This window comes from Streptococcus sp. HMSC067H01 (assembly GCF_001814775.1).
GTDB lineage: Bacteria > Bacillota > Bacilli > Lactobacillales > Streptococcaceae > Streptococcus.
This window is the reverse complement of record NZ_KV817789.1, coordinates 19,929-33,394: the sequence shown is the minus strand read 5'-3', so window position 1 is coordinate 33,394 and position 13,466 is coordinate 19,929. Positions and strand designations below refer to the sequence as shown.

Below are 13,466 nucleotides of genomic sequence, written 5' to 3'. Positions count from 1 at the left end.
TGAGAGGCTAGGACTTTTGTCCCAGCCTCTTTTAATTATTATTTAACTGCTTCTTTCAAGGCATCAACCTTGTCCAAGCGTTCCCATGGAAGATCGATATCTGTACGTCCCATATGTCCATAAGCCGCTGTTTGACGGTAGATTGGACGTTTGAGATCCAGCATTTGAATGATTCCTGCAGGACGAAGGTCAAAGATCTGACGCGCTGCTTTTTCAAGTTTACTTTCAGCTACTGTACCAGTACCAAAGGTATCGATACGAACAGATACAGGTTGAGCTACACCGATTGCGTAGGCCAATTGAACTTCTGCTTTCTTAGCAAGACCTGCAGCAACAATGTTTTTAGCAATGTAGCGAGCTGCATAAGAAGCTGAACGGTCAACCTTAGTGGCATCTTTACCAGAGAAGGCACCACCACCGTGACGTGAGTAACCACCATAAGTATCTACGATGATCTTACGACCCGTCAAACCTGAGTCCCCTTGAGGACCTCCGATAACGAAACGACCTGTTGGATTGATGAAGAATTTAGTCTCATCGTCAAGATAAGAAGCTGGAATCACTTCCTTGATAACCTTGTTAATCACATCCTCATGAATCTGTTCATTGCTCACTTCTGGATCGTGTTGAGTTGAAATAACGACTGTATCCACGCGCACTGGCTGGTCATTTTCATCGTACTCAACAGTAACTTGAGATTTAGCGTCTGGACGAAGATAGCTAATTTCACCAGACTTACGAAGTTCTGCTAAACGACGAACCAACTTGTGACTGAGTGAGATTGGAAGTGGCATGAGTTCTTCAGTTTCATCCACTGCAAAACCAAACATGAGACCTTGGTCTCCAGCTCCAATCAAGTCAAGTGGATCTTTATCAGCATTTCCACGAACTTCCAAGGCTTCATTAACACCTTGAGCGATATCTGGAGATTGCTCTACCAATGATGGATGAACTCCTACTGTTTCAGCTGAGAATCCATACTCAGTATTGGTATAACCGATCTCTGCAATGGTATCACGAACTACACGGTTAATATCTACATAAGCAGTAGTTGAAATTTCACCAAAGACATGCACTGAACCAGTATAAACAGCTGTTTCAGCAGCAACGTGGGCTTCTGGATCCTGCTCTAAAATAGCATCCAAGATAGCATCTGAAATTTGGTCTGCAATCTTATCTGGATGCCCCTCAGATACAGATTCAGACGTGAAAAGTTTACGTTCTGACATAAAAAATGTCCCCCCTTAAAAAATATTCGTTATAGAGTTACAAAGAACTGGCAGGAAGAGTACTTGCAATCAAGCCTACCACCTTATCGGGACCATATAACCTAACTATTATAACACGAATTCTAGAAAAATGCCTAGATTATTGCTTTTTTTCTCTCATTTCCCAACCAGTCTTTTTTACATGAATACAAGATCAAAAAATCTCCTAAAGCAAGAGTTAAAATCCTACTTCAAGAGATTTCATAAAAACTAATTATTTTCTAGATAAAATTCAAACCGTTCTCCGACGTATTGGCTCTTTACATACTCGAAAGCCGTCCCGTCATCAAAGTAAGAAACTTGAGTAAGCCCTAAAATTGCATGCCCCTTTTCCACTTCCAGATAATGAGCAATTTTTTCCTTGGCTAAGCGAGCATATATAGTCTGGTGAGATTTACCAATCCGATAACCATGTTTCTGTAAGGTTTGAAAGAAGTGCTTGGTTACTTCTTCTTTCTTAAAATTTTTTATAAATTTCTCAGGGATAGAAGCTACCTCGTAGACTACAGGAACTTGATCTGCATAACGAACACGTTCCATCCGGATAATATTTTCAGTGGCCTTAATCCCTAATTTTTCAACTTCTTGCTCATTAGGGATCGTTCGACGATAGGAAATCAGATGACTCGATGGTGTTTTACCCTGAGCTTTTACAATCTCCGTAAAACTAGTTGTTCCACGCATTTTTTCCTGAACACGAGTACTAGAAACAAAGGTCCCACTACCCACACGACGCTCCAAAACCCCCTCCTCGACCAAAAGGGAGATGGCTTGACGCAGAGTCATACGGCTAACTTCAAATTCCTCAGCTAAATCTCGCTCACTTGGAAGTCTTTCCCCAATTTTCCAACTTCCCTCATCAATGTCTTTCTTGATTTGGTCGTGGATTTTCATATAAGCTGGTAACATGCTTGCTCACTTCTTTTCTTTATTTTTTCCATTGTACCCTATCTCATAGGGAAAAGTCAAACTGCACTTGTTTGGTTGGTAATTCTAACCCTTTTATGATAGAATATTCAAGAAGATATTTCTTTTAAGAAAGGGAAAAGATGAGCAACATTTCAACTGATTTGCAAGATGTCGAAAAGATCATCGTACTGGACTATGGTAGCCAATACAACCAACTCATCTCACGTCGTATCCGTGAGATTGGTGTCTTTTCAGAACTAAAAAGTCACAAGATTTCGGCTGACGAAGTCCGTGCTATCAATCCTATCGGGATTGTACTTTCAGGTGGTCCAAACTCTGTTTACGAAGAAGGATCGTTTGATATTGATCCAGAGATTTTTGAACTTGGAATTCCGATTTTGGGAATCTGCTATGGTATGCAGCTATTGACTCACAAGCTTGGTGGTAAGGTTGTTCCTGCAGGCGATGCTGGTAACCGTGAATACGGTCAATCAACATTGACTCACACAGAATCAGCTCTTTTTGCGGGTACTCCAGATGAGCAACTTGTCTTGATGAGCCACGGGGATGCTGTAACGGAAATTCCTGCTGACTTTGTTCGTACTGGAACTTCTGCAGACTGTCCTTATGCATCTATTGAAAACCCTGATAAGAAAATTTACGGTATCCAATTCCACCCAGAAGTTCGCCACTCAGTTCACGGTTATGATATTTTGCGTAACTTTGCCTTAAATATCTGTGGTGCCAAAGGTGACTGGACTATGGATAACTTCATCGAGATGCAAATCAAACAAATCCGTGAAAAAGTTGGAGATAAACGTGTTCTTCTCGGACTTTCTGGTGGTGTTGACTCTTCTGTTGTTGGAGTTCTTCTCCAAAAAGCTATCGGAGATCAATTGATCTGTATCTTTGTAGACCACGGTCTTCTCCGTAAAGGTGAAGCTGATCAAGTTATGGATATGCTTGGTGGTAAGTTTGGTTTGAACATTGTCAAAGCAGATGCTGCCAAACGTTTCCTTGATAAATTGGCTGGTGTTTCTGATCCCGAACAAAAACGGAAGATTATTGGTAACGAGTTTGTTTATGTCTTTGATGACGAAGCAAGCAAATTAACAGACGTGAAATTCCTTGCTCAAGGAACTCTTTATACTGACGTGATTGAGTCCGGTACGGATACTGCTCAAACTATCAAGTCTCACCACAATGTGGGTGGACTTCCAGAAGACATGCAGTTTGAACTGATCGAGCCACTCAACACTCTTTACAAGGATGAAGTTCGTGCACTAGGTACTGAACTCGGCATGCCAGACCACATTGTATGGCGCCAACCATTCCCAGGTCCAGGTCTTGCTATTCGTGTCATGGGTGAAATCACTGAAGAGAAACTTGAAACAGTTCGCGAATCAGACGCTATCCTTCGTGAAGAAATTGCTAAAGCAGGTCTTGACCGCGATATCTGGCAATATTTCACTGTTAACACTGGCGTTCGTTCAGTAGGTGTTATGGGTGACGGTCGTACTTATGACTATACAATTGCTATCCGTGCTATCACTTCTATCGATGGTATGACAGCTGACTTCGCTAAGATCCCTTGGGAAGTTCTCCAGAAAATCTCAGTTCGTATCGTAAACGAAGTTGACCATGTTAACCGTATCGTCTATGATATTACAAGTAAACCACCTGCAACCGTTGAGTGGGAGTAAAGTTTCCTATAAAATAATAAATAATACTGCTGGAGCATGGACTACAGTGGTATTATTTTTTATAATTTCAATATTAGGAAAATTTCTCGACTCTCAACTCCTCTTTTTAAATCCTTGAAACCATGCTATAATATAGTAAGTATAAGTCCAATAAACTGACCATAAAAGTCAGCGATAAAGAATTCTTACATCATCCGTAAGTGTTATTCTACTCTGATTCATATTATAATTAAAGTAACAAAAGATGGAGGTGTTTCACATGGAAACAATTTTACGAGTAGAATCATTAAAAAAGCATTATGGAAAAGAGCCGAATATCACCAAAGCCTTGAACGGTATATCTTTTCAAGTTGTCAAAGGTGAGTTCTTAGGGATTATGGGGAGCAGTGGTTCTGGGAAAACAACTCTTCTTAACTGTCTCGCTACTATCATCAAACCAACTGACGGCTCCATTCAAATGCAAGAAAAAGATTTAGGTCAGTTAAAAGGTAGTCAGTTAGCTGATTATCGTGGCAAGGAAATTGGATACCTCTTTCAAAATTTTGAGCTTTTGGACAATCTGACAGCCAAAGAAAATATTTTACTCCCCTTGTCTTTGCACAAGGTCGATGCCAACGAAAGCAAGGTTCGGTTAGAATTGCTTTCCCAATATCTAGATATTTCTGAACTTCTGGATAAGTTCCCATCTCAATTATCAGGTGGTCAACGGCAAAGGGTAGCTGCTGCGCGTGCCTTGATTTTAGACCCTAAGATTGTATTTGCAGATGAGCCCACAGGAGCTTTGGATTCAAAAAATGCGACCATTTTGATGCAAAAATTATCTGAAATGAATCAAGTGGAAGAAACCACCATTCTCATGGTGACCCATGATTCAGTCGCTGCCAGCTTTTGCAACCGCATCTTGTTTATCCAAGACGGAAAACTATTCCATGAAATTCGACGTGATTATCCAAGAGAAAGTCAAGAAGATTTTTACCACAGAATACTAAAGGTCATGTCTGCACTGGCTGGAGGTGATGGCAATGTTTTCTAAATTAGTCTCAAGAAATAGCAAGAGGGATCGAAAGAATAATGGCTTGTATTTCAGTTCCATGGTTCTTTCTATTATCTCCTTTTACATCATCCTTTCTTTGTCCCATCAAGATGTGATGATCTTTCTCAAACAAATAGAGAGTGACGCTGTAAATAAACTCTTTAGCATGATTCCCATTCTTTATGTAGCAACCCTCTTTATTCTCTTTTTTCTAGTCTACTTCGCAAGCAGCATGCAGATGGAAAGGAGAAAACATGAATTTGGTGTCTATCTAACGCTAGGGATGCGAAGAAGCAAACTGTTCTTGCTGCTCCTACTCGAGGATTTGAGAAACAGTATCCTTGCTCTTGGAATAGGCCTTCCTATTTCCATCTTAATTTCAGAATTGATTAGCCTAATAACCGCTAAAATTGTTGGGCTAGGGATTATTGAACATCAATTTTCTCTATCTACTACAGCTCTATTCTATACAATCATCGGTTTCCTAGCCGTAAAATTAGCTGTTTTTGTCCTTTTAAGTGCAAAAACAGCCAATAAGGAAATCGGAGATCTGCTATCCTATTCTCCTTCTGGCATGAAGAAACTACTCCCCAAGGGTGTGTACCTTCTTGCTTCTGTCCTCGGAATTTTGCTTCTAGGAACAGCCTATTACTTGGGGATGAGTGGACAAGCTTGGGAAAATGTCATAACAATGGGCATCACTGTTCTCTTGGGAACTCTAGGAACTATACTACTCTTCTTTGGTATGCGTTTGTTTATAGACTTTTTGGTCAAGCTTGGAAGCAATCGAAAACTCCACACCTATAATTTTAGACAGATTCAGGAATTAGTTATCCAGCGCTCAACTATACTGGCTATCTGCTTTCTCTTAATCTTCTCTGCCTTGTGCCTCTTTGGAGCAGGTGTTGCCATTGCAAGTGGCAATTCAGGCAATCATACCCACGTTTTGGATTATACATTTAGAGATAGCAAGCAGGAAACAGATGAAAATCTTGATATGAATACAGTTAAAAAAGAGCTTGAAGCTGCTGGACTGACATCACAGTTTTCAAAGATTCTACAAATCAAAGTGGGCGAACCGAAAGAACACAAATCCGTGTCCTTTGAACAGTTCATCAAGGTATTGAAAGAGCAAAAAGACAGCAAGAACAAGGAAATTTTGCTCCATAAATTTAAACAGTCTACTACTTCCCACCTCATACCAGTTTCTGAATACAATGAGCTTAGAAAGGCTGCCAATCTCCCTCCTCTAGAATTAACAAACAAGGAAGCCTACTTGTATATGGGAAAAGATTTTCTCCCGGATGAGAATCTAGTTAACTCTGTTCTGAAAACAAATCCTCAAATCAAAGTCATGGGAAATGATGTAAAATTGATTGGAGAGGTTCAGTCTTTACCGATTGTAACGGATCGTGAAATAACCATTTCTGTAGCCCTCATAGTCCCAGATGAGACCTTTATGAGCTATACAGATGGTCGGTATTCAAATTATGTTAGTGGTATCTTGGCTCCTGAGCTGGTCAAGGAAAAAGGTCTGATGAAAGCTATCTCAGATACCAATAAAAAGCTGAATCAAAGCCCTCTTGGCTATGAAAGTTATATACAAAATATGGGAAGACAATTATTTTACATTATCTCTGCCAGCTATATCACCATCTATCTGGCTATCATCTTCCTTGTTGTCGCAAATACAATTATCGGCGTTCAGTTTTTGATGGGACAAAGACAATCCTACAGACGATACCAGACCTTAATCCATCTTGGAGCAAACTACGAAACTCTTTGTAAATCTTCAGAAAAGCAAATCAATTGGTATTTTGGTCTGCCAATAGCTCTTGCACTTATCAGTAGTAGCTTCGGAGTGAGCTCCCTCCTCACAGGAATAGTACCAGCCAGTGCAAGAATGGCCATGGGGCAGAAATTTATCACAGCCATGCTGATAATACTACTGTTAGCTGGATTTGAAGTCATCTATATAAGAATTGTAAAGAAAAATAGCAACAAGTACTTGTTGTCATTAATGGAACCCAAAAGAGATGAATAAGGTAGAATAAAATAGGAAAAGGAGGAGCCGATATGAAGCATATTCTGGTTATTGAAGATGAAGCCTTGATTCGAGATGAAATTGTCATTTTGTTAGAGAATGCGGGTTATCAAGTTGATAAATTGACTGACTTCAAAGATACAAGCCAGCAAGTATTGCAATACGATACGGATTTAATCATACTAGATTTGAATTTGCCAGGAGAAACAGGTTTCCACATTTGTAAGAATCTCAAGTCCAAACGCTCTGTGCCCATATTGGTTCTCACCTCCCGTGAACAACTGAAAGATGAGATTTACGCCCTAAAATTAGGGGCTGACGAGTACTTAACAAAACCTTTCAAGAAAGAAAGATTCTTGGCTCGTATAGAAAACATCTTGAAACGCTATGAAGGTAGACAAAATTTGCTTGAAAAAGATAATTTCCTGCTGGATAGAAATACCTATACTCTTTATATCAACGGACATTCGATTTTACTCCCTAAAAACCAAGGGAAATTGTTAGAAACCTTATTAGTGACAACTGATTCTGTCGTCACAAAAGAAGAACTAAGCATGAAACTATGGAATACAACTGAGTTCATCGATGAAAATGCCCTACAAGTAAACATTGCAAGGCTGAAAAAGATGATGAAACAGGCTGGCATTGCCCTTAAAGTCAAGTCCATCAGAGGTATTGGTTACAAGCTAGAAGAGGTAAGTCCAGATGAAACATAATCTAAAATATCTAGCTAGTTATCTGCCTTGGTTACTTGTTCTCTTAGCATTTGATTTATTTACAGCTGTCCTGCTTTGGCTTTCAGATGTGAGAATGTTTCAAGCTCTCATCCTTCTCTATATTTTAGCCACCGTCCTGCTTTTTTTCATCCTATCATTCTTACTTATAAGAAAAGAAAGAAAAAAAGCCGCTGCTTATAAATCCTTCATAGCCAATCCTAAGATCGATACTGAGCTTGAATTATTGAATCTATCAAGTGCCTCAGAGAAAGAAAGCATTGAAAAAATAGCAGATGCACTTTATCAAAAGCAGGCTCAAATAGGAAAACTCAACTCATTACTAGCCGAGTACGAGGACTATGTTGAAAAATGGGCGCATGAGATTAAACTTCCTTTATCGCTTCTTTCCCTCCTTTTAGACAATCAAAGTGACCAACTACCTGAGGATACTGCTTTTAAATTGGACTATGTGAAAAATCAAATCCAAGGAAATGTATCACAGATCCTATTCTACTACAGGGTGAAAAGTGAGAAAAATGATTTTCTATTTGAAGACCTTGACCTAGAAGAGTGTATCCAGGATCTTTTGGAGAACTTTGATCCCTTGCTCAAAGAAAAGAATTTTACGATTAAGTTAGAAAACATACAAGGAATCTGCTATACCGATCAACGCAGTTTTGGATTTATCCTGTCTCAAATACTAGCCAACGCCCTTAAATATAGCTCTGACAAACCAGAACTCAAGATTTCTATGTCAAGTGACAAGGGGCGCAAAACCCTGATTATTAGGGATAATGGGTGTGGAGTTAAATCTTGCGACCTCCCTCATATCTTTGAAAAAGGATTTACAGGTGATTCAGGAGAGACAAGGAAAAAATCAACAGGCATGGGTCTCTATCTTGTCAAACAATTAGCAGATGCTTTAAAAATTGACATCGTAGTAAAATCCGAATGGATGCATGGATTTGAAATCTCTCTTTCTATTTCGTAATTTTTCGATTAAGAAAATTGCCTAGTCATAGAAAGCACATATTTTATACCAAAAAGTAAAGCTGTACTGCCCCCAAAAAGTTAGACAAATAATTTAAGTAAAGGATTTAGTTCTGTATTGCACAGGACTGAGTCCTTTTAGTTTTACCTTAATTCGTTTGTTGTTTTAGTTCTGGAGAATAATAATGATTCATCCCTTTCTTGACAATATCTATGCCATAACGGTCAATTAATTTCATCATGTACTTTAGACCAGAAACATCCACACCAAATCTTTTCGAAAGCTGTTTGAAGCTTTGTCCTTGCTTTCTTAGTTCATAAATCTGAACTTTATCTTCATAATTCAATTTCATAATAAAACACCCCAAAAGTTAGATTTTTTCTGTCTAACTTTTGGGGTGCAGTTCAAATTTCTGATGGGATTTTAATATTTCATGATGATTCTTACCAGAAAAACTTTCGATAAATTCTAGCAATCGTTAAAAAGATAGCATAAAGTACGCCTAAGATAGTTAAAACTATTTTTCCAGTAGTCACTTCTGAACCAATAATCAATATATGAAAGAGAGGAGCGAGACCAGTACACACATATATCAAATATACAATAACATTTATTTCACCAATCCCAGCAATAAAGTCTTTCATTTTTATTTTTATTTTCATTTACCTTCTCCAATAATCTACTTTTAATTTAAGTATATTATAAACTTCAGAAATTTAAAAGAATGATCTGATTAAATTTTAAGTTTTTAACATCATCTACTTATGAATTCTGACAATCCCGATTTAGAACTATACAAAAACAGTAAAACCGACTTGGTTCTACTGTCTTATTCTTAAAATGTTTGACGTTTAGCTTTACGTTCTGCACGGCCACGGGCACGACTTTCTGCACGCTTGGTTTTACGGCGTTTTTCATCGACGGCCCACTGGATTTTTTTCTTATAACCTGGTTTGACTTTTTTCTTTTTCTTTTTAACCAAGCCAATCATTTCGATGTCCAGTTTTTCCTGTTTCTTCTCACGATTAGCACGGCGGTCACGGTCATAAGTATCTTGGAACTCTCCGTCTTTAACCATCTTAGGAGTAAACTTGATTCCTAGTTTTTCCAACTCACGAATATCTGAGTCATCACTAGGCTGGTAAAGTGTAATGGCTGTTCCTGGTAAGCCATTACGTCCAGTTCGTCCGACACGGTGGACAAAGAAGGACAAGTCTTGTGGAATAGCATCATTAATAACATGACTGACACCTTCGATGTCAATCCCACGCGCAGCTAAGTCAGTTGCTACGATATACTCAAAATCAAGATTTTTGACCTGATTCATGATCCGTTTACGTTCACGAGGAGCAATATCCCCATGAATCTTAGCCACCTTTAAGCCTTGAGCTGTTAGGTAGGTATGCAATTCATCCGCACGAGTTTTTGTATTGACAAAAATCATGGCTAGATAAGGTTGCATGACTTGAGTCAACTCATAAATCTGAGCATTCTTATCACGACCCTTGGTCGAAATCAACCAGTTGTCAATCGTGTCAGAAATAACTGTTTTGGTCTTGATTTTTTCCATGACAGGATTTGACAAGTATTTTTTCAAGAATGGTTGCAGTTTTTGTGGGATGGTTGCTGAAAAGACCATAAACTGTAAGTCTTTCGGAAGACTTCCTGCAATCTTATCAACCGTCTCTAGGAATCCCATATCCAAGGTCATATCAGCTTCATCGACTACAAAAGTCTTTGCCTTGTGAATAGCGAGGTCACCAGACTTGACCAAATCATAGATACGACCTGGCGTCCCGATAACAATATGGGGCTGGTTGCTTGCCAGTTTGTCAATTTGGCGAGCTTTATCTGTACCACCAACATAGTTCACAACACGAATCTCTACTTCTGAGTGTCCTGCAATTTGACGAGCAGCTTGATAAATCTGCGTTGCCAACTCACGGCTAGGAGCTGTGATAACTGCCTGCACGCTATCGCTCTCTTCATCCAACTGTTGGAAAATTGGAAGCAAGAAAGTATGAGTCTTTCCAGAACCTGTTTTTGATTCACCAACCAAGTCACGACCTGCCAAGACAATAGGAATCAACTTATCTTGCACCTCTGTTGGAGTGGTAAACTTCAACTCCTCCAAGGTTTCCTCTATATATTTTTTAAACTTAAATTTCGTAAATGACATAATATCCTCGATTCTATCTATCTACTCATTATACCACATTTTGATGCATTTCAGTTAAACTTTCATTTTAGATAAACCCACGAAAATTTCAAAATATAGACAAATAAAGACAAGAAAAATACTCTCTGTCCATTATAAACAGAGAGTATCGCTTTTTTATTTAAGCTCCCATTCCTTCATTAGCCAATCACAAAAATGTTGATAGCGTTGGTCGAGAGCTTCATGATGCCCATATGCATCAAAGGTGGAATATGTTGAGGGAACTGCTTCTGAAATCAGATCATGAAGTTCCCTTGCAAAAAGAGGAGCCTTAGACAGGCGGTTGAAATGATTGGAACCTTCTGTCTGACCATTTTGCAGATAAATAAGGCTTTGGCTCTGTATCAGGTCATGTTCCCTGCAAAAGTCTATAAATTCTGGATACCAGAAAGAACCACAGATAGAAAAGATACAGGTCGCAGGAAGATGGCTACTATAGAGACTATAAACAGCAGCAAGCCCCCCCAGTGAATAGCCTCCATAAGCAATCCTGCTTTCATCTATCAAGTAGTCTTTTTTTAGAGCTGTTAGAATTCCTTGAAAGAGCTTTTGATGGTAGGCATCTACCTTTCCACCAAAATCTGGAGCCCCTTCTTTCAAAGAACTAGCTTTCCAAGGTGTAAAGTCATCCAGACGATTTTCTGGAATCAAACCCACCAAAATTACAGATTGAGATAGGTCTGACAAATAGTCCAATTGTCCGTCATTTAAAAGAATCATTGGGTAGGCTTGTTGAGGATCATAGTTTGAAGGAAGACTGACCCTAACTCGAATCCCTTCCCAGTTAAACTCCTTATTTCTTGATAAAGTCATTGATTTTCTCAAGGGAATCAATCACTGCAGGACCGTAATCCATCAGCTCATCGTAAGAGATAGTCATGATTTTTTGATTTTTGATTGCTGGGACATTTTCCAAAACAGCATTTGCCTTCATCAAATCCACTGCTTTTTCATCTAACTTTTGATTGCGGTCACTAGTTACATAGATAATCAACTCTGGATCCATTGATACTAGATTTTCCAGGGTCAAGCCAGAAGTTCCTGTTGCGACATTTGTATAACCAAGTTGGTTAAGCAAACTTTCTTGAAGGGCTGACTTGTAGGCACCAAAGGTTTCGTCATTGTAGGCCACCATAATCAGAGCTTTTTTCTTTTCACCCTGTGTTTCTGGGTTGGCTTTTTTAACCGCATCGATTTTAGCTTGTAATTGCTCGGCATATTGGTTAGCCTTGTCTTGGACATTGAAAATGGTACCAAGATTCTTCACATCTTCTACGATATTTCCTAAATCCTGTTGGATATTTGATAGTGAGGCTTTTTGCGTATAAACAGGGATTTTGTTTTCATTCCAAGCACTAATGGTTCCCATTGACTTTTCAGAAAACATCATGTTGCGGCCCATCAAGGCATCTGGTTCATAAGAAAGAACTGTTTCTTGTGAGACTGATTTTTTATCACCAATATGAGGGATGGCTTCAATTGCTTCCTTGTATTTACCAGTTACGGCATTATCAGGATTGAGCATACCGGCAATTTTATCCTTCAAACCAAGTTCAAGTAGAATTTCAGTTGTTGAAAGATTGTTAGTGATGACCTTTTCAGGAGCCTTTTCAAAGACTTGTTCGACTTCATTTCCTTTAGCATCATAAGTTTTGATAGTTACAGGGTAGCTGGTTTCTGTATTAGCTTTTTGACTAGCTTCTGTTGTAGCTGGTGCAGATGATGTTTCTTTAGATGCGTTACCACAAGCTACCAAAGATAAGGTAGCTACTGTTACAAGTAAAATACTAAGTGTTTTTTTCATGTTTTTATTTTCCTTTTTAATTTTTATAAATAGTGAATCATGGCTTGCTGATCTTCTGTCCAAGTAATCTTACTTTGAACGCCATAGACAGCCTGCAAAGACTCGGGTGTGATGGTCTCTTTTGGAGTCCCTTGGTAAACAATTTCTCCTTCTTTCATCAGATAGAGATAGTCTGAATAACGACAAGCCAGCTGAATATCGTGTAATACTGCTAGTACATTGATATTGAGATGGTTGACAATGGTTAACAAGTCTAGCTGGTACTTGATATCCAAATGATTGGTCGGTTCGTCTAAGAGCAGGAGAGTCGGTTCTTGGGCCAAGGCGCGTGCCAACAAAACCCGCTGCTTCTCTCCTCCTGACAGAGAAGAGTAGAGGCGATTTCTTTTCTCGAACATATCTACCTTGATCAGAGCATCCTCAACCAAGGCAAAGTCTTTTTCTTTTTCCTTCTGTAAGAAAGCAAGATGGGGTGTTCTGCCCAGCATAACGATTTCTTCAACCGTACAATCAAACTGGAGTTGATTGAACTGAGTGATGACGGCCATCTGTTTTGCCGTTTCCTTAACGCTCATTTGTTCCAGTGGTTTCCCATCTAGAGAAATCAAGCCTTGATCAGGTTTTTCCTGTCGATAGAGAAGTTTCAACAAGCTAGTCTTCCCACTGCCATTGGGTCCCAAAATAGTATGAAATTGCTTTCCCTCCAGTTTGAGTGAGACTCCTTTGAGAATCTTTTTTTCTCCGATTCCAAAGTGGATATCTTTGCACATTAAATCCATA

12 protein-coding genes and 2 pseudogenes are annotated in these 13,466 nt (G+C 39.0%); 5 read left to right on the top strand and 9 right to left on the bottom strand.

Annotated elements, in window-relative coordinates; translation table 11 throughout:
- Nucleotides 1-38: 38 nt before the first annotated feature.
- Nucleotides 39-1,229 carry a methionine adenosyltransferase gene (metK, locus tag HMPREF2987_RS04800; RefSeq protein ID WP_075229559.1) on the bottom strand — a complete coding sequence of 397 codons (1,191 nt, stop codon included), beginning with the start codon at nucleotides 1,227-1,229 and terminating at the stop codon, nucleotides 39-41.
- A gap of 249 nt (nucleotides 1,230-1,478) precedes the next feature.
- Nucleotides 1,479-2,177 (bottom strand): GntR family transcriptional regulator, encoded by a 699-nt coding sequence (locus HMPREF2987_RS04795; protein ID WP_000936171.1) that lies wholly within the window; start codon nucleotides 2,175-2,177, stop codon nucleotides 1,479-1,481.
- 140 nt (nucleotides 2,178-2,317) lie between these two features.
- Here HMPREF2987_RS04795 and guaA point away from each other — a divergent pair, with 140 nt between their 5' ends.
- The 5 genes from guaA to HMPREF2987_RS04770 all read left to right on the top strand — a co-directional run bounded on the left by guaA (nucleotide 2,318) and on the right by HMPREF2987_RS04770 (nucleotide 8,664).
- On the top strand, nucleotides 2,318-3,880 hold the full coding sequence (guaA, locus tag HMPREF2987_RS04790) for a glutamine-hydrolyzing GMP synthase (protein ID WP_004253965.1): 1,563 nt from the start codon (nucleotides 2,318-2,320) through the stop codon (nucleotides 3,878-3,880).
- A 259-nt stretch (nucleotides 3,881-4,139) separates the two neighbouring features.
- Nucleotides 4,140-4,913, top strand: coding sequence for an ABC transporter ATP-binding protein (locus HMPREF2987_RS04785; RefSeq protein ID WP_004251193.1), 774 nt, complete (start codon nucleotides 4,140-4,142; stop codon nucleotides 4,911-4,913).
- A complete protein-coding gene (locus tag HMPREF2987_RS04780) occupies nucleotides 4,903-6,957 on the top strand; it encodes an FtsX-like permease family protein (protein ID WP_075229558.1) in 2,055 nt (684 codons plus the stop codon). Before HMPREF2987_RS04785 ends, HMPREF2987_RS04780 begins: the two co-directional genes overlap by 11 nt.
- 32 nt (nucleotides 6,958-6,989) lie before the next feature.
- Nucleotides 6,990-7,673 carry a response regulator transcription factor gene (locus tag HMPREF2987_RS04775; RefSeq protein WP_075229557.1) on the top strand — a complete coding sequence of 228 codons (684 nt, stop codon included), beginning with the start codon at nucleotides 6,990-6,992 and terminating at the stop codon, nucleotides 7,671-7,673.
- A complete protein-coding gene (locus HMPREF2987_RS04770) occupies nucleotides 7,663-8,664 on the top strand; it encodes a sensor histidine kinase (RefSeq protein ID WP_075229556.1) in 1,002 nt (333 codons plus the stop codon). The genes HMPREF2987_RS04775 and HMPREF2987_RS04770 overlap by 11 nt, the downstream gene beginning before the upstream one ends.
- Nucleotides 8,665-8,757: 93 nt before the next feature.
- Here the strand turns inward: HMPREF2987_RS04770 and HMPREF2987_RS11415 are convergent.
- The 7 genes and pseudogenes from HMPREF2987_RS11415 to HMPREF2987_RS04740 form a co-directional block, all read right to left on the bottom strand.
- Nucleotides 8,758-8,829: pseudogene (locus HMPREF2987_RS11415) on the bottom strand (IS3 family transposase); the annotation flags it as partial.
- Nucleotides 8,822-9,016 (bottom strand): annotated as a pseudogene (locus HMPREF2987_RS04765) (helix-turn-helix domain-containing protein); the annotation flags it as partial. The pseudogenes HMPREF2987_RS04765 and HMPREF2987_RS11415, both read right to left, overlap by 8 nt.
- Before the next feature lie 91 nt (nucleotides 9,017-9,107).
- A complete protein-coding gene (locus HMPREF2987_RS04760) occupies nucleotides 9,108-9,308 on the bottom strand; it encodes a hypothetical protein (RefSeq protein ID WP_075229568.1) in 201 nt (66 codons plus the stop codon).
- A 191-nt stretch (nucleotides 9,309-9,499) separates the two neighbouring features.
- Nucleotides 9,500-10,843 (bottom strand): DEAD/DEAH box helicase, encoded by a 1,344-nt coding sequence (locus HMPREF2987_RS04755; protein ID WP_075229554.1) that lies wholly within the window; start codon nucleotides 10,841-10,843, stop codon nucleotides 9,500-9,502.
- A 156-nt stretch (nucleotides 10,844-10,999) separates the two neighbouring features.
- Complete coding sequence (locus HMPREF2987_RS04750; protein ID WP_075229553.1) at nucleotides 11,000-11,695, bottom strand: alpha/beta hydrolase-fold protein; 696 nt, start codon at nucleotides 11,693-11,695, stop codon at nucleotides 11,000-11,002.
- Nucleotides 11,676-12,686, bottom strand: a complete 1,011-nt coding sequence (locus HMPREF2987_RS04745) for an ABC transporter substrate-binding protein (protein WP_075229552.1) — start codon at nucleotides 12,684-12,686, stop codon at nucleotides 11,676-11,678. The genes HMPREF2987_RS04750 and HMPREF2987_RS04745 overlap by 20 nt, the downstream gene beginning before the upstream one ends.
- A gap of 23 nt (nucleotides 12,687-12,709) precedes the next feature.
- A complete protein-coding gene (locus tag HMPREF2987_RS04740; RefSeq protein WP_075229551.1) occupies nucleotides 12,710-13,465 on the bottom strand; it encodes an ABC transporter ATP-binding protein in 756 nt (251 codons plus the stop codon).
- Nucleotide 13,466: the final 1 nt, after the last annotated feature.

Bases quoted from the DNA above. Each gene is read 5' to 3' on its own strand.
- metK (WP_075229559.1), bottom strand. From the start codon at position 1,229: ATGTCAGAACGTAAACTTTTCACGTCTGAATCTGTATCTGAGGGGCAT.
- HMPREF2987_RS04795 (WP_000936171.1), bottom strand. From the start codon at position 2,177: ATGTTACCAGCTTATATGAAAATCCACGACCAAATCAAGAAAGACATT.
- guaA (WP_004253965.1), top strand. From the start codon at position 2,318: ATGAGCAACATTTCAACTGATTTGCAAGATGTCGAAAAGATCATCGTA.
- HMPREF2987_RS04785 (WP_004251193.1), top strand. From the start codon at position 4,140: ATGGAAACAATTTTACGAGTAGAATCATTAAAAAAGCATTATGGAAAA.
- HMPREF2987_RS04780 (WP_075229558.1), top strand. From the start codon at position 4,903: ATGTTTTCTAAATTAGTCTCAAGAAATAGCAAGAGGGATCGAAAGAAT.
- HMPREF2987_RS04775 (WP_075229557.1), top strand. From the start codon at position 6,990: ATGAAGCATATTCTGGTTATTGAAGATGAAGCCTTGATTCGAGATGAA.
- HMPREF2987_RS04770 (WP_075229556.1), top strand. From the start codon at position 7,663: ATGAAACATAATCTAAAATATCTAGCTAGTTATCTGCCTTGGTTACTT.
- HMPREF2987_RS04760 (WP_075229568.1), bottom strand. From the start codon at position 9,308: ATGAAAGACTTTATTGCTGGGATTGGTGAAATAAATGTTATTGTATAT.
- HMPREF2987_RS04755 (WP_075229554.1), bottom strand. From the start codon at position 10,843: ATGTCATTTACGAAATTTAAGTTTAAAAAATATATAGAGGAAACCTTG.
- HMPREF2987_RS04750 (WP_075229553.1), bottom strand. From the start codon at position 11,695: ATGACTTTATCAAGAAATAAGGAGTTTAACTGGGAAGGGATTCGAGTT.
- HMPREF2987_RS04745 (WP_075229552.1), bottom strand. From the start codon at position 12,686: ATGAAAAAAACACTTAGTATTTTACTTGTAACAGTAGCTACCTTATCT.
- HMPREF2987_RS04740 (WP_075229551.1), bottom strand. From the start codon at position 13,465: ATGGATTTAATGTGCAAAGATATCCACTTTGGAATCGGAGAAAAAAAG.